This is a genomic window from Pedobacter caeni, from assembly GCF_900129215.1.
Lineage (GTDB): Bacteria > Bacteroidota > Bacteroidia > Sphingobacteriales > Sphingobacteriaceae > Pedobacter > Pedobacter caeni.
Map to the genome: position 1 here is coordinate 1,025,842 of NZ_FQUQ01000004.1, position 16,785 is coordinate 1,042,626.

At 41.2% G+C, this 16,785-nt stretch carries 15 protein-coding genes; 13 read left to right on the plus strand and 2 right to left on the minus strand.

Annotated elements, in window-relative coordinates:
• Positions 1–27: 27 nt before the first annotated feature.
• Positions 28–411 carry a response regulator gene (locus BUC20_RS23835; protein ID WP_073233773.1) on the plus strand — a complete coding sequence of 128 codons (384 nt, stop codon included), beginning with the start codon at positions 28–30 and terminating at the stop codon, positions 409–411.
• 65 nt (positions 412–476) lie between these two features.
• On the opposite strand, the gene BUC20_RS23840 is transcribed toward BUC20_RS23835, so the two are convergent.
• The gene (locus BUC20_RS23840; protein ID WP_073233775.1) at positions 477–1,103 is read right to left on the minus strand and encodes a tetratricopeptide repeat protein; all 627 of its coding nucleotides are present in this window, start codon (positions 1,101–1,103) and stop codon (positions 477–479) included.
• 380 nt (positions 1,104–1,483) lie between these two features.
• Between BUC20_RS23840 and lon the strand changes: the two genes are divergently transcribed.
• The 3 genes from lon to BUC20_RS23855 all read left to right on the plus strand — a co-directional run bounded on the left by lon (position 1,484) and on the right by BUC20_RS23855 (position 5,530).
• The gene (gene lon / locus BUC20_RS23845) at positions 1,484–3,955 is read left to right on the plus strand and encodes an endopeptidase La (protein WP_073233777.1); all 2,472 of its coding nucleotides are present in this window, start codon (positions 1,484–1,486) and stop codon (positions 3,953–3,955) included.
• 40 nt (positions 3,956–3,995) lie between these two features.
• On the plus strand, positions 3,996–4,505 hold the full coding sequence (locus BUC20_RS23850; protein ID WP_073233781.1) for a hypothetical protein: 510 nt from the start codon (positions 3,996–3,998) through the stop codon (positions 4,503–4,505).
• Positions 4,506–4,567: 62 nt separating this feature from the next.
• The gene (locus tag BUC20_RS23855; protein ID WP_073234079.1) at positions 4,568–5,530 is read left to right on the plus strand and encodes a lipid A deacylase LpxR family protein; all 963 of its coding nucleotides are present in this window, start codon (positions 4,568–4,570) and stop codon (positions 5,528–5,530) included.
• Positions 5,531–5,545: 15 nt separating this feature from the next.
• Here BUC20_RS23855 and arfB read toward each other — a convergent pair whose 3' ends face one another.
• Positions 5,546–5,956, minus strand: a complete 411-nt coding sequence (arfB, locus tag BUC20_RS23860) for an alternative ribosome rescue aminoacyl-tRNA hydrolase ArfB (RefSeq protein ID WP_073233784.1) — start codon at positions 5,954–5,956, stop codon at positions 5,546–5,548.
• An 81-nt stretch (positions 5,957–6,037) separates the two neighbouring features.
• Here arfB and cmk point away from each other — a divergent pair, with 81 nt between their 5' ends.
• The 9 genes from cmk (at position 6,038) to BUC20_RS23905 (ending at position 16,780) form a co-directional block, all read left to right on the plus strand.
• A complete protein-coding gene (gene cmk / locus BUC20_RS23865) occupies positions 6,038–6,718 on the plus strand; it encodes a (d)CMP kinase (protein ID WP_073233787.1) in 681 nt (226 codons plus the stop codon).
• A gap of 273 nt (positions 6,719–6,991) precedes the next feature.
• Positions 6,992–7,579, plus strand: a complete 588-nt coding sequence (locus tag BUC20_RS23870; RefSeq protein WP_073233790.1) for a TetR/AcrR family transcriptional regulator — start codon at positions 6,992–6,994, stop codon at positions 7,577–7,579.
• Positions 7,580–7,608: 29 nt separating this feature from the next.
• Positions 7,609–8,769, plus strand: a complete 1,161-nt coding sequence (locus BUC20_RS23875) for an efflux RND transporter periplasmic adaptor subunit (RefSeq protein ID WP_073233793.1) — start codon at positions 7,609–7,611, stop codon at positions 8,767–8,769.
• Between the two features lie 9 nt (positions 8,770–8,778).
• A complete protein-coding gene (locus BUC20_RS23880; protein WP_073233796.1) occupies positions 8,779–11,955 on the plus strand; it encodes an efflux RND transporter permease subunit in 3,177 nt (1,058 codons plus the stop codon).
• Between the two features lie 22 nt (positions 11,956–11,977).
• The gene (locus tag BUC20_RS23885) at positions 11,978–13,384 is read left to right on the plus strand and encodes an efflux transporter outer membrane subunit (RefSeq protein WP_073233799.1); all 1,407 of its coding nucleotides are present in this window, start codon (positions 11,978–11,980) and stop codon (positions 13,382–13,384) included.
• 165 nt (positions 13,385–13,549) lie between these two features.
• Entirely contained in the window at positions 13,550–14,233 is a 684-nt protein-coding gene (locus tag BUC20_RS23890; protein WP_073234083.1) for a response regulator transcription factor, read from the plus strand.
• 5 nt (positions 14,234–14,238) lie between these two features.
• Positions 14,239–15,564, plus strand: coding sequence for a sensor histidine kinase (locus tag BUC20_RS23895; protein WP_234994585.1), 1,326 nt, complete (start codon positions 14,239–14,241; stop codon positions 15,562–15,564).
• A gap of 76 nt (positions 15,565–15,640) precedes the next feature.
• A complete protein-coding gene (locus BUC20_RS23900) occupies positions 15,641–15,847 on the plus strand; it encodes a hypothetical protein (RefSeq protein ID WP_073233802.1) in 207 nt (68 codons plus the stop codon).
• 102 nt (positions 15,848–15,949) lie between these two features.
• Complete coding sequence (locus BUC20_RS23905; RefSeq protein WP_084529209.1) at positions 15,950–16,780, plus strand: 3-keto-disaccharide hydrolase; 831 nt, start codon at positions 15,950–15,952, stop codon at positions 16,778–16,780.
• Positions 16,781–16,785: the final 5 nt, after the last annotated feature.

Consider the following 16,785-nt stretch of genomic DNA (forward strand, 5'->3'; position numbering starts at 1 on the left):
AGACCAAGAACCCATAAATATATTCCAATGAAAAGATTTTATCTGATAGATGACGACTCCATATTCGTTTTTCTGACCAGAAAGACATTACAAGTTGCCAATCTCAACACCGACCTTACTGTCTTTGAAGATGGTGAAAAAGCTTTGTTCGATTTATCAACAAATGCAAATCAGCCAGGATTGTTGCCTGACATTATATTTCTGGACCTTAATATGCCGGTATTGGACGGATGGGGTTTTCTGGAAAAATTCCTATTGCTGGAACCAAGTATCAGTAAGAAAATCGACATTTATATTGTCTCTTCTTCGATTTCTCCTTCAGAATTGGAACGTTCGCAAGGTATTCCTGTGGTTACAGACTTCCTGACCAAGCCACTTAGCCGATCAAAGTTTGTGGAAATTTTTGAATAGGCATATCATGAAAATGGCTGCTTTTGCATTCACAAAAGCAGCCATTTTCTGATGTCAGAATTTCTTTATTTTAAGCTCGATATCTGTGCTTTAACATAATCGATTAAAGAAATGATATCTTTCCTTAAAGGCTGAACAACCAGTACCTTTTCAAAATCGGTAATAGAGTTTTTAAATAGCGCCACTACTGCAGCTTTTTCAGCAGATTTCTTGATCTTATAAGATTTATAGATCGCATAATCCTTATAGGCCAATGCTCTGTTCTGCAACAACTGGGTATCTTCTTCCCCGTTAAGTTCAATTCCTTTGGTAAAATCTCTGATGGCAGAGAGGTAGAAATTCTCTCTCATTTGATTTAGGGATTCTTTAGGATCATTTGCGATATTTTGTCTGGCCTTACCTCTATAGTAATAAGCAGAATTATCTGAGGGTTTCAAGGCAATTAAGCGGCTGTAAGTCGCAATTGAATTTTCAAAATCCCCGCACTGGAAATAAGAATACCCTAACATCTTCAATACCACTGCATTATTAGGGCTTTTCGTATCTGCCTTCTCTAATTGTCCTACCGCACCTTTATAATCGCCTTTCATCATGGCTTGCATGCCCAATTTATCATAATTGCTATTTTGAGCAATGCTGACTTGAGTAGAAAAGACAAATAATAATAAGATGGTTTGCTTGAAATAGTTCATTAAGTTTTATTTAAAAAAAATAAATATATTTAGATTTAGTTCAATACCCTAATAAAATTTTCAAAACAAATTTATCAGGAGATATTGGGATAAAGATATTTCTAGGCAACTATCATACCATTTACAAATATTCCTCTTAAACGCTAAATAAATGAAAATATGATGAGCGGGAAAATTATTATGATTATTTCACAAAAAACATCAGACAATCAGACCTGTTTTTAAGTTGGAAAGGGAATGTTCCTGACTTTTTAACATGGAAAAGAAGGGATCAGTGTTTTGGCACAAGAGTTGAAAATATGGATAGTTCAATATAATTAATAATTTCGTAAACGACATGCTGTCAGATTGTCGTTTTTATTTTAGAAAGACTTACTTAAATGAGTAAACAAGATCATTTTGATTTTAGCAATGCACTACCCATCATAAATGAAGATACAGAATTCTTTCCCCTGATGTCTCAACAAGACGAAGATGAAATGAATAATGAAGAGACTCCTGAAGTATTGGCCATCCTTCCTTTAAGGAATACCGTACTTTTTCCGGGAGTTGTGATTCCAATTACTGTTGGCAGAGATAAATCTATAAAGCTGATCAAAGAGGCATACAAAGGTGATAAGATCATCGGTGTTGTTTCTCAGCGCGATGTTTCTATTGAAGATCCTACGTTTGAGCAATTGAACAGTGTAGGAACCGTGGCCCACATCATCAAGATGCTGCAGATGCCCGATGGAAATACGACTGTGATCATTCAGGGGAAACAACGTTTCCGTTTAATTGAAGAAGTTCAGTCAGAACCTTATATTAAGGTAACGATCAGCAAATTTGAGGAAGGCAAACATAAGGCCGACAAAGAATTTAAAGCGATGGTGGCTTCCATTAAGGAAATGTCATCGCAAATCATCCAGTTGTCACCAAATATTCCAAGTGAAGCAGGCATCGCACTCAAGAACATTGAGAGTACTTCCTTTCTGATCAATTTCATCTCTTCCAATATGAATGCAGATGTTTCTGATAAGCAAAAGATGCTGGAGATGGCCAATCAGCGTGACCGTGCGATGATGGTGATGGAACTGCTGACTTTAGAACTTCAAATGCTGGAGTTAAAGAATCAGATTCAATCCAAAGTACGCACCGATCTGGATAAACAACAAAGGGATTATTTTCTGAATCAGCAGCTGAAAACCATACAGGAAGAACTGGGTGGCAATTCATCTGACCTGGAGTACGAGGCTTTACAGATTCGTGCCAAGAAGAAGAAATGGTCTGATCCTGTAAAAGAACATTTCAGTAAGGAACTGGACAAACTGGGGAGAATGAACCCTGCTGCGCCGGATTATTCGGTACAGATCAACTACCTGGAACTGTTGTTAGACCTTCCATGGAACGATTTCACTAAAGATAATTTTGATCTGAAACGTGCGCAACGTGTATTGGATAAGGATCATTTTGGTCTGGAAAAAGTAAAACAACGTATTATAGAGTACCTGGCAGTTCTGAAGCTGAAACGCGACATGAAAGCCCCTATCATCTGTCTGGTAGGCCCTCCGGGAGTTGGTAAAACCTCGTTGGGTAAATCCATTGCAAAGGCGCTGAACCGTAAATATGTACGTATGGCACTGGGAGGTATCAGAGATGAGGCCGAAATCCGTGGCCATAGAAAGACTTATATCGGCGCGATGCCGGGCCGCATCATTCAGTCGATTAAAAAGGCTGGTGCAGCAAATCCGGTATTTGTACTGGATGAAATTGATAAAGTTGGTTCTGACTTCAGGGGTGATCCTTCTTCTGCCTTACTCGAGGTTCTCGATCCGGAGCAAAACAGTGCTTTTAATGACCATTATGTAGAGGCCGATTATGACCTTTCCAATGTGCTTTTCATTGCAACAGCAAATTCATTGAGCAGCATCCAGCCGGCATTATTAGACCGTATGGAGATCATTGAAGTGAATGGTTATACCATAGAAGAAAAAATAGAGATCGCAAAGAAATACCTCTTGCCTAAGCAAAAGGAACAACATGGCATCAAAACAAAAGACATCAACCTGAAAAGTTCTTTAATTGAAAAAGTGATTGAAGACTATACCAGGGAATCCGGTGTCCGTGGACTGGAAAAAAAAATAGGTTCACTGGTACGTGGTGTGGCTACAAAAATTGCCATGGAAGAGGCGTATGAACCTAACCTGACCAATGAGGATGTGGAAAGGATTTTGGGAGCTCCGATATACGACAAAGACCTTTATGAAGGGAATGAAGTTGCCGGTGTGGTTACAGGTCTGGCCTGGACACAGGTAGGTGGCGACATTTTATTCATTGAGGCCAGCTTAAGTCCTGGTAAAGGAAAACTAACGCTGACAGGAAACCTGGGAGAAGTCATGAAAGAGTCGGCAGTGATCGCATTGGCTTATTTACGCGCCCATGCAGATTTGTTTAATATCGACTACGCTTTGTTTGACAACTGGGATATCCATGTGCACGTTCCTGCGGGAGCAACACCAAAAGACGGACCATCAGCAGGAATCACGATGCTAACGGCACTGACTTCGGCATTTACCCAGCGTAAAGTAAAATCTAACCTGGCGATGACGGGTGAGATTACGTTAAGGGGCAAAGTATTGCCTGTTGGAGGGATCAAGGAAAAAATCCTCGCCGCCAAACGTGCAAACATTAAAGACATCATTTTATGTAAATCCAATAAAAAGGACATTCTGGAGATCAAGGAAAGCTATATCAAAGATTTAAACTTTCATTATGTTGCTGAAATGAAGGAAGTGATTGAGCTGGCTTTAACGAAGGAAAAAGTAAAGAACGCACAGGACCTTAGTGTAAAAATTAAGCCGATTGCAAACTAGGTTGTTTTTTTCTTAATATTGCGCCACCAAACAAACAAAAATGAGAAAATTAACCTTAGTTTTTAGTCTGCTGTTAGCAGTGCTAAGTGTACAGACCCTTTTCGCACAGCAGAGCACCACACCTGCGCCTGTTGCGGCAAGGGCACAGAATATCTTCATTGAACTTGGTGGTCAGGGTTTAACTTTTACGGCAAACTATGACTCCCGTTTTTCCAATAAGAGAGATGGATTAGGCGGAAGAGCCGGTATTGGTTATTTCTCCGTTGATGGAGATAAGGTCATGACCCTTCCACTTTCCTTAAACTACCTGTTGGGAAAAGGAAACAAATTCTTCGAACTTGGCCTTGGTGCTACTTATATTTCTACCAGTGGCAGTTCCGAAGTGTTGTTCAATAAGAATGAAAGTAATGTCATCGGAACGATGAGTTTCTTCTACCGGGTTCAACCGGAAGATAGCGGTTTTGCTTTCAGAATCGGTTTAAGTCCGGTGTTCAGTAAGGATTTCTTTTTACCTTATTACGGTGGTCTGAGTCTTGGCTATACTTTTTAAGAATAAAAATACGATATTCAACTCCGGCAAATCTGCCGGAGTTTTTTTTTAGAAAAATGAAAATGAAACCATTAAGTAAAGTACTTCTCCTCCTCTCTCTGATCTATCTGCTCACTGTAAATCCGGTAAAGGCACAAACCTTTAAAAACGAGTTTGGCTTTAGCAGCGATAACGATTCCTATTTACTTCAAGGTTCGGATAAATACTATACCAATGGCTTGTTCATTAATTTTCGTCATGCACTGGACCAGCAGAAACTTGCTGAAAAGCTGGAAAAGAAAACTTATGAAATTGCTGTTGGTCAAAAGATGTTCAATCCTTATTCAGGTGCAGCACCAGATCCGGCAAAGCAAGACCGCCCATTTGCAGGTTACCTGTATGCAGAAGGAGCCATGAATTGGTTTTATAAAAATGAAAGTATTTTAAAGACCAGTGTACAAATTGGGGTAACCGGTCCGGCATCACTGGCAGAGAAGGGTCAGGAACTCCTTCACAATACCGTTGGCTTCTATGAATTGGAAGGCTGGGATTATCAGATCAGAGAGGAAATGCAGGTTAACCTTTCTGCAAAATACACCAGATTATTACACCGTTTGGATAGCAAAGCAGCAGATTTCTCTTTTGAGGGTTATGCGAATGTAGGGACTACTTTTAGTGGTGCCGGTGCAGGGATTTTATTCAGGGCTGGCCGCATCAATCAGCTGTTCAATTCTGCTTATACCAATTCGATGATTGGCAACAATTCAAAAACAAAGGGCCTGGTAAATAGTGAATTGTTCTTTTATGCAAAGCCACAGCTGAATGTGGTAGCCTATGATGCCACCATACAGGGAAGTATGTTTAACGATAAGAGTCCGGTAACTTTTGGCGTAAAACCAGTGGTTTTTGCACAACAATTAGGGGTTAACTACAGCAGTCAGCGTTTTACCTTTGATTTTGGGATATTGTTTAAAACCAAGGAGGTAAAAAGCAGTGCTAAGGCCCATCAATATGGCACCATCAGTATGTTTTACCGTTTTAACTAACGCTGGCACTATGGTTTAATCTAAAGAAGGGCGCTTACGAAATTCCTTTTTTGCGGATACGGACTGTTTATCTGCCAGTCTTTTTCTGATCACTGATTTAGGCGTTTTCGTAGGCTTTCTTTTTTTCTGGATATGCAGGGCTGATTTCAGCAAGGCAATCAGTTTGATAATGGTCCGCTCTTTATTCATCAGCTGACTTCTGTCTTCCTGTGACACAATGTGCAGGTTTCCTTCCTGATCCAGGCGGTGTGCAAGCCGTTCATGTAAAAGTACACGCTCTTCTTCCGTAAAGATCCCTGCGGAGTCAATATGAAGGATCAGCTCCACTTTACTGGAAACCTTATTTACATTTTGTCCGCCTTTCCCCCCACTTCTTGAGGTTTTAAAGGTCACTACTTTAACGATATCTTCTTTCACAGGTAACATAGCTGCAAAAGTAACAAAGAAAACTGGGCACAGATAAAAAATGATTTAAAACAATTCAGTAAAATAGTAACTTTGCCCTATATGAGAAAAAATCTGGTTGTAGCTATAGATGGCTACTCATCTTGCGGAAAGAGTACATTGGCGAAAGCATTAGCAAAAAAACTAGGTTTCATATATATAGACAGCGGTGCGATGTACCGTGCAGTGACGCTTTATTTCATCCGTAATCAGGTGGACATGACGGATACCGAAGCGGTCAAAGATGCCCTTCAGCATATTGAATTGAATTTCCATTCCAGAGATTACCAGTCGCACATCACTTTAAACGGAGAAGAAGTTTCAGAGGAAATCAGGCAGATGCCCGTTTCTGAAAACGTGAGCGAAGTTGCAGCAAACAAGTTTGTCCGCAAAGATATGGTGAAGCAGCAGCAACGCATGGGAAAATCAAAAAACATTGTGATGGATGGCCGCGACATCGGCACTACAGTGTTCCCGGATGCGCAGGTGAAATTCTTCATGACCGCAGACCCAAAAATCCGTGCAGAACGCCGTTTCAAAGAATTGCAAAGTAAAGGGGATACGACAACCACTATGGAAGACGTTTTTGAAAATATCGCGCACCGCGATTTTTTAGATACGACCCGTGCAGAGAGTCCATTAACCCGCGCAGAAGATGCTGTCATCTTAGACAATACAGAGATTACGGAACAGGAACAACTTGATTTTGCAATTGAACAAGTGAAGCTCCACTTTCCGGAGTAAGTAGTTTTACCGTTTTCCTTGTGCCCTGTTTTTCCTTTTTTTTCTATAAAACTTTCTAAAAAGACTGCTTTGTCTGAGCATTCTATTTCGATGCATTAAGTAAATTTTACTACTTCTGCCATTTCTTTTTTTTCTATCAAAGCCTTTTATCGCTGTATTTTTGTCAATATTCAGTTACAAAAGGGCTGTTTATCCAAACATTACAATTCGATGTTTTAAGTAAAATATACGATTGATACTTTTGTTTAACAATTTTGTCAAACTCAAAAGTATATGTCTACCCGAGATACAGGTACAGAACAATTAATTAAAGACACGGCCAAACATCTGTTTTTTGCTGAGGGCAAATTACACGCCACCACGCAAGAGATTGCAGATGCAGCCGGAGTAAACCGAACGCTGGTAAATTATTATTTCCGTTCACGCGATATCCTCTTCGACCAGGTATTTAATGAAGCTCAGGATGTGTTTTCCACTACACTCGACGAAGTGTTTGAATCGAATATACCATTCAAAGAGAAGATCAGAAATCTGATCAACGCATTTACTGAAGAAACCAAAGAATATCCCTACCGCCAGCTCTTCATTATCACAGAAATGAACAGAGATCTGGTCCTCTACTCCAAGAGGTCCAGGGTGAATAAGGTAAAAGAATTTATTGATGAAATCCAGGTAGAAATGGACAATGGAGAACTCCGGAAAATGGACCCTAGACAGTTCATTATCAATCTGTTTTCCCTAATGGCCCACCCACTGATTACCGCCCCGTTGCAGAAGGCTATTTTTGGCATGAATGATGACGAATACGCAAAACTGATGGAAGAAAGAAAAGAATTAATTTTTGAAACCATTTTCAGATAAACAAAAGCAAACCCTCCAATATCATAACAATGAAACATACAATTCAATCACTATTATTACTTCCGGCAGTTCTGATCCTTAGTTCTTGCGGAGGTGGCGGCCCTCAAAAAGGCGGTGCACCTGGCGATCAGGTAAAAGAATTTAAAGTATTAGAGCTTCAACCGCGTGCTGCGGTACTGAACACAGATTATCCGGCCAGCGTTCAGGGACAGGAAAACATAGAAATCAGACCCAGAGTAGATGGATATGTAGAGAAAATTTTTGTGGATGAAGGTTCTGTAGTCAAGAAAGGACAACTGCTCTTTAAAATCAACGCTCCTCAGTATGAGCAGGAAGTACGTACCGCAACAGCAAGTATAAAAAGTGCTGAGGCCGAAGTAAGTTCTGCGAATATGGCTGTAAATAAAGTAAAACCTTTGGTGGAGAAGGATATTGTCAGCAAATACGAATTAGAATCTGCTCAATATACTTATCAGGCAAAAGTTGCAGCACTGGCACAAGCTAAAGCTGCCCTTTCCAACGCCAGAACAAACCTTGGTTATACTTCAGTAACCAGTCCGGTAAACGGCGTAGTGGGCGCCATTCCTTTCCGTTTGGGAAGTTTGGTGAGCGGCAACAATACCGAGCCCTTAACAACTGTATCCAGCACTGGTAATGTATATGCTTACTTTGCATTCAACGAAAAATTGTTGCTGAACTTCTCCAAAGAAGGCGAAGGCAGCAGTCTCTCCCAGCAATTAGCAAAACTACCTCCGGTTTCCTTATTGTTATCTGATGGTACTTTATACGATGTAAAAGGACGTATTCAAACCATCACCGGACAAATCAATACCGCTACAGGTTCTGCAAATGTACGCGCTACCTTCCCTAACCCTAAAGGACTGATCCGCAGCGGATCAAGTGCTACTGTCAGGATTCCTAATGAGATCAAAGAAGGTTTACTTATTCCACAAAGTGCGACTTACGAATTACAGGATAAACGTTTCGCTGTGGTTGTAGATAAAGACGGTAAGACTAAAAACGTAGCCATTACCGTATTGCAAAATACAGCAGGTAATTTCTATGTGATTCAGGATGGATTAAAAGCAGGCGATAAGATTGTCCTGGAAGGAGTTGCCACGCTTAAAGACGGCACACCAATCAAAGCAACTGCGACAAGCGCAGAAACTGTTTACGCAGACCTAAAATAAGAAACAGATATGTTTAAGCAATTTATACAGCGACCAGTGCTGTCGACCGTGATCTCCGTGATCATCGTCATACTGGGACTTTTAGGGTTACTTGCGTTACCCATTTCACAATACCCTGATATTGCGCCTCCAACAGTTCAGGTTTCTGCTTCTTATACCGGAGCAAATGCCGACGTTGTACTTAAGAGTGTGATTATCCCGCTCGAAGAGCAGATCAACGGGGTGGAGAACATGACTTACATGACCTCTACCGCTACGAATGAAGGATCAGCGAGTATCAATATCTTTTTCAAAGTAGGTACTGATCCCGATTTAGCTGCAGTAAACGTACAGAACAGGGTGTCCAGAGCAACAAGCTTACTCCCACAGGAAGTTACACAAGCCGGGGTTACGGTAACGAAAAGTCAAAGTAGTAACCTTTTGATTGTGTCTCTGAACAGTGAGAACAAAGCTTATGACCAGACTTTCCTTCAGAATTACATTAAAATCAACCTTGTTCCCCAGATTCAAAGGGTAACCGGTGTTGGTAACGTGAACGTATTCGGTTCAAAAGATTACTCGATGAGGATCTGGTTAAAACCGGATGTGATGGCACAATACAGCCTGATTCCTGCCGATATTTCTGCTGCATTGGCAGAACAGAACATCGAAGCAGCACCGGGTAAATTCGGTGAGAATGGAAATGAATCTTTTCAATATGTAATTAAGTTTAAAGGAAGGCTGACAAAAGCCACTGAGTTTGAGAATATCATCGTTAAATCTGCCGGAAACGGACAATTACTGAGACTGAAAGATGTTGCCCGCGTAGAGCTGGGTTCATTAACCTATTCTTCCAATATTGTAACCAATGGTTTGCCATCGGTAGCCTTTGCCGTGAGTCAGACTCCGGGATCAAATGCAAGAGACGTAATCAACGAATCTAAAAAGATCCTTGATGCGGCAGCCAAAGACTTTCCTAAAGGAATTAAACACATTTACCTGGTGGATGTGAATGAAAACCTTGATGCTTCCATTGAAAAAGTAATTCATACCCTGATAGAGGCCTTTATTCTGGTATTTATTGTGGTATTTATTTTCCTTCAGGATTTCCGTTCCACTTTAATCCCGGCAATTTCAGTTCCGGTGGCGATTGTGGGAACGTTCTTCTTCCTGAATTTGTTTGGGTTTACGATCAACTTACTGACGCTCTTTGCCCTCGTCCTCGCGATTGGTATTGTGGTGGATGATGCGATTGTGGTCGTCGAGGCCGTCCATGCGAAATTAGATCAGGGTTATAAATCCGCCAGAAGAGCAACTGTTGATGCCATGGGAGAAATCTCAGGTGCGATCATTTCGATTACACTGGTAATGGCAGCAGTATTTATTCCGGTAACCTTTATCACCGGATCTACCGGGGTATTCTATAAACAATTCGGATTAACCCTTGCTGTTGCGATTATCTTATCTGCGATCAACGCCCTGACTTTAAGTCCGGCTTTATGTGCGATCCTGTTAAAACCACATGCAGATGATCATAAACACAGCAGCTTTATCCAACGTTTCTACACCGCATTTAACGTTGCATTTGACAATGTAACCAGCAAATACAAACGTTCTATTCAGTTCTTTTCTGTAAAGAAATGGATCATCATTGCTTCGATCGCTTTCTTCGGAATCGGACTTGCTTATATGATGAAAACAACCCCTTCTTCTTTCGTTCCTTCGGAAGATCAGGGAACTATCTTTGCCAATATCAGCTTGCCTCCATCTGCATCGATGGAAAGATCTGAAGTGGTGACTAAATATGTAGACAGTCTTGCGAACTCTATTCCTGAGGTAAAAAATACCCTGAGAATTGTAGGTCAAAACTTTACTGCTGGTCAGGGTAGTGCGTATAGTATGGTAATTTTGAAGCTAAAAACATGGTCTGACCGTAACCGGAGTGTGGACCAGGTGATCGGTGAGCTTTTTGCGAAGACCTCAGGGATTCGCGATGCGAAGATCTTCTTTATCGCCCCTCCTACCATCCAGGGATTCGGACAAAGTGGTGGATTTGAGTTCCAGCTTCAGGATAAAGGCGGACACAGCATTCAGGAATTATTTAAAGTAAATACTGAATTTCTTGCCGCACTATCAAAACGTCCGGAAATTCAATATGCCCAGACTTCCTTCAACCCTAATTTCCCGCAATATATGCTGGACATTAATCTGGAGAAATGTAAAGAAGCAGGAATTACTGTAAACTCTGTGTTGAATACTTTACAAGGTTATTACGGAGGATTATACGCTTCGAACTTTAACCAGTTTGGAAAGCAATACCGTGTAATGATTCAGGCAGACGCCAATTACCGTAAAAACCCGGAAGGATTGAATAAGATCTTTGTCAGGAATAGTAAAGGTACAATGGCCCCTATTACGGAATTTATTCACTTAACAAGGGTATATGGTCCGGAATCAATCACAAGGTTTAACCTTTTCAGTTCCATTGCCATCACGGGAGCACCAAATCCAGGTTTCAGTTCGGGAGATGCGATCAAAGCCATCCAGGAAGTTGCTGCAGAATCATTACCTGCGGGTTATGGATATGACTTTTCTGGTCTGACCAGGGAAGAGCTTGCTTCGGGTAGCCAGACTGCATTTATCTTTATCTTATGTCTGGTATTCGTTTACTTCCTGTTAAGTGCGCAGTATGAGAGTTATATCCTGCCATTTGCCGTATTGCTTTCTGTGCCATTCGGTTTAGCAGGTGCCTATATTTTCTCTATCATCTTTGGCCTGAACAATAGTATTTACCTTCAGATATCACTCATCATGCTCATTGGTTTATTGGCCAAGAACGGGATTTTGATTGTGGAGTTTGCTTTGGAGCGAAGACGTCATGGACTTCCTGTTGTACAAGCAGCTGTTGAAGGAGCTGTTGCACGTCTGAGACCAATTCTGATGACCTCCTTTGCCTTTATCTTTGGACTCGCTCCATTGATGATCGCTACCGGAGCAGGTGCAGTAGGTAATAAATCTATCGGTACAGGTGCTGTAGGCGGGATGCTGATCGGAACAATTCTGGGGGTATTTGTGATCCCTGTATTGTTCATTATCTTCCAGAATTTACAGGAAAAAGTGAGTGGTCCTCCGCATTTGAAAAAGCATGATGACGATGATTCAGATCCGATCGACCCGGCTTTAGCGAAAAAGCTCCCAGTGATTTAAGTTCATATATCAGAGAAAGACAATGATTCATACATATAAAAAACAGCTTTTCACCCTGGCAATTGCAGCTACAGTATTTGCATCCTGCAAGGTGACTAAGACTTACGAACGCCCCGCACTGAAAACAGCAGGATTGTTCCGTGAGCAGACAGCTACAGATACCACTACCCTGGCAAATACGCCATGGCAGACCCTCTTTGCCGACCCTCAATTGTCGGCATTGATCCAGGAAGGGCTGGATCAGAACCTGGATTTAAAGAATGCCATACAAAATATCGTACAGGCACAGGCCACCTTAAAACAAAGCAAAGCGGCTTACTTTCCTACCTTAAGTCTTGATGCCAATTATACCAGGTCGAAACAGTCTGAAGCAGGATTGAATTTTCCTCCGGGGATCAACATCAATACACTGACCAATAACTTCAAGGCGCAGTTGAGCACGAGTTGGGAAGCAGACATCTGGGGCAAACTCAGCAGCACGAAAAGATCTGCACTGGCTGGTTATTTAAAGAGTGATGCGACCAAAAGAGCAGTTCAGACTCAACTGATCGCCGATATTGCCAACAATTATTATAACCTGCTTGCTTTAGACAGACAGCTGGAAATCACTCAGGAAACGCTAAAAAGTAGAATTGCCGGTGTAGAAACGATGAAAACACTGAAAGAAGGCGCCGTAGTGAACGGAGCTGCAGTGGTACAAAGTGAGGCCAGCCGTTATGCAACAGAAGTAACGATACCTGATTTGAAAAGAACAATCAGAGAAACTGAAAATGCCCTGAACATCTTGTTGTCCAGAGCACCGGGGCCAATCAGCCGCAGCAAACTGAACGACAACAGCCTGAGTACGGATGTAAAAATCGGTGTTCCAACCCAATTACTGGAAAACAGACCTGATGTTCAGGGAGCAGAATATGCTTTCAGAGGTGCATTTGAAAACACCAATCTTGCCCGTACTTATTTTTATCCTTCGCTAACCATCACGGCAGCGGGAGGATTATCAAGTCTTGACATTAAGGATTTCTTTAGCAAGTCTATCTTTTACAATCTGGTAGGTGGATTAACACAGCCGATCTTTAATAAAGGCCTCAACAAACAAAGGCTGGAAACTGCAAAATCTGCACAGGAACAAGCAATGAACTCTTTCCAGAAAACCTTATTGGTAGCCGGACAGGAAGTATCCAATGCTTTATATGCATACCAGACTGCCGTTGAAAAAGAAGAAGCCAGAGCAAAGCAAATTGCTGCTTTGGAAAAATCAGTGAATTATACCCAGGAGTTATTGAGATATAGTTCTGCAACAAATTATACTGATGTATTGACTTCAGAACAAAGCCTTTTGGCTGCACAGCTGAGTGGAGTGACAGACAGGTTACAAAAATTGCAATCTGTAGTTAATCTCTACAGAGCACTTGGCGGAGGCTGGAAATAGTAGCTTAAGCGATATCAAAAGGGGATTTCTCAACAGAAATCCCCTTTTGTTTTTACCACCTGTTTCAAGACAGGAAACCACCTGTTCTTTAATCAGGTATTTTTGCCTTTTTCAGTTCTGATCAAAGCACTGATATTAAATGATTTTTTACGTAATATTGAACGCATGAATATTCTGATTGTTGAAGATGAAAAAAACTTAGGACTGGAGATTGCAGAATTTCTTGGCAAAGAAGGTTATACCATAGAGCATGCCTGGAAGAAATCATCAGCTGAAGAGAAAATATTTGTCAATACCTATGACTTTATCCTGCTCGACCTCGGCTTGCCTGGGGGAGATGGGTTTGAGCTCCTGCATCAACTCAAACAACTTAAAGACCGGGAAGATGCGGTAATTATTCTTACTGCCAGAGGCGATGTAGAAGACCGGATCAAAGGATTGGAAGCCGGAGCAGATGATTATCTGCCCAAACCTTTTTCTTTAACAGAATTGCTGGCACGCATGCATGCCATCATCCGAAGGAAACATAAACTGGAAATGAATGAGGTGAATATCCATAATTTCCTGTTAGACATTAAAAACCATAAAGTAAGTTTCGAAGGCCAAAAAATCAACCTGACTGGTAAAGAATTTGAAATCTTCAATTACCTGGTACTGAATAAAGACCGGGTGATCTCCAGAATTAACCTGACAGAACATGTTTGGGGTGATATCCTGGAAATCAATTCTGATTCGAACTTTGTAGATGTCCACGTTAAAAACCTGCGTAAAAAACTTTCCGGTCATGCTCCTATTGACTGGTTTGAGACCGTGAGGAGTATTGGTTACAGAATCAATTCCGGTAAATAAACAGGATGATGAAGCTGCAACTTAAACTGGCCTTATACAATACGCTCACCAAAGTTGCGATCATCACCTTTATGGGAATTCTGATCCTTGTTTCCATCAACAGAATTTCTGTCAACCATATCCAGCATCGCCTGCATCAGAAAAAGAACAAGCTCATTGCCAACTTATCCAGTGTCAAGATCAACGATTTGCTCACCCAGCAAAAAACCTTTACGGATTATAACCTGCTGAAAGAAGAGTACATCATTCTGAAAGAAGTTAAAAACAGTGACACCTCAAAGCTGAAACATTATTTCAGTCAGGAGAGCAGGGAAATAGAGGGTGCGGAAGAAGCTTATCAGATCCTGAATGCAGAGTTCAAATATGGAGGAAGAAGGTACTTGCTGGAGCTGGGGGAAACGATGTCGACTGTTGGCCAGCTGGAACAGACCATTTCCGTATTTACCTTTCTGATTCTCCTTGCCGCTGTAATTCTGACCTTGCTTACTGACCTTGCCTTCAGCAAATTTTTACTTGCCCCATTTTACCAGATCATCGATCAGAAGCTCAATAAGGTGAACGATCCCATCAGCTTCAATTATGAACCGGTAAAGACCACAACAGAGGATTTTAAGATATTGGATCAGAGCATCAGTATCCTGATGAATAAAATTGCCGACTTGTTTCTGACAGAGAAAGAGTTCATTGCCAATGTTTCTCATGAGCTCCTCACGCCCATCTCTATTCTGAATACACGTTTGGAAAACCTCTTAAATGATGAAAAATTGAGTCATGAAGGAGAGAACAAGATTTTTGCCTGTTTAAAAACTTTAAACCGGTTGAAGTCAATTATCAATAGCCTTTTACTCATCTCCAAAGTAGAGAATAATCAATACAAAAAACCGGACACCATTGTGATCAAAGAGGTGGTTCATGAAGTTTATGAAGAACTGGAGCACCGGCTGATGATGATGGATCTTAAATTTAACATTAACCTAAGCCAGGATCATGTGTTTACCGGGAACCGTTCTTTGTTCAATACCTTAATGATGAATGTGGTGAATAATGCCATTAAGTACAACCTTCCCTCCGGCAGTGTTTCCATTTATGATGCTATCATTGACCAGCATTATCAGCTGATTGTGAAGGATACCGGACAGGGCATGGATATCAATGAGGTTCAACATGCTTTCCAGCGGTTTGAAAAGTTCCAGTCGGAAAAGGAAGACAGTCATGGTCTGGGACTTTCTATCGTCCGCAGTATTGCTGCTTTCCATGGAATTGAGATCGAGATTGAGTCGGAGAAAAGTATTGGAACACAGGTTATTATTATTTTTCCAAAAAAAGATTAGCACGATTCCATCTTCATGAAATCTTCATGTTTGATATGCAACTTTGATCTAACAAATCACATTAAATATTAAAAACATGAAAAGAACAATTTTAGCGTTAGCATTAGTTGCAACAACTTTCGGCGCATTCGCACAAACTCCTGCTGCTACTGCAAAACCTGTAGCTCATAAAGTAAAAGCAAACAAAAAAGCTGAAGTGAAAAAAACAGAAGCAGCTAAACCAGTTGAAGCAGCAAAAACTGCTCCTGCAGCAGCTCCAAAAGCACCAGCAAAACATAAATAAGGTTTAAGCACCTCGTTAAGAACTATAGCCTAAGAGGATGTCCAATCATGGATATCCTCTTTTTTTTGTATTTTGGGATCAACCACACAAACGAACCAAATTATGAAAACAACCACAATAGCCCTTCTTCTATGCGGCTTTATGCTTTGCGGCTGCGGCAGCAGAAAAAAGCAGTCTAACGAATATCCATCTGATCAGGGTAAATGGATTTCTCTTTTCAACAAGAAAGACATCAAAGATTGGTTTGTAAAGATCCACCATCATGGCATAGATGAAAATTTCGGCAATACTTTCCGTGTAGAAGATGGCATGGTAAAAGTGAGGTATGATCAGTATGGTGATTTCAATGATCAGTTTGGTCATTTGTATTATAAGGTTCCCTATTCCTATTATCACCTTGTGGTGGAGTACCGTTTTGTAGGTGAACTTCAAAAAGGAGCTCCTTCATATACCTTAAGGAATAGCGGAGTGATGTTTCATTCACAGGATCCACGGACCATGCTTAAAGAGCAGGACTGGCCGATTTCTGTAGAAATGCAGTTTCTCGGTGGCTTGGGAGATGGAAAGCCAAGACCAACAGGAAACATGTGCTCGCCGGGAACCAATGTTGTATATCAGGGGAAAATTGCCGCATCACATTGTCTCAATTCCAGTTCAAAGACTTATGATGGTGACCAATGGGTGCGGGCAGAGCTGATCGTTCTGGGCGATTCTCTGATTACCCATATCATTAACGGGGACACGGTATTACAATATTCAAAACCACAGATTGGCGGAGGTGTAGCCAATGGTTATGATCCTAAAATGAAAATAGATGGCCAACTACTCAGCAGCGGTTACATCGCCCTGCAAAGCGAAGGACAACCCATAGATTTCCGTAAAGTGGAGCTTAAAGACCTGTCTTCACGGAAAGAAAAAGCAAAACGCAGGTAAGGCGG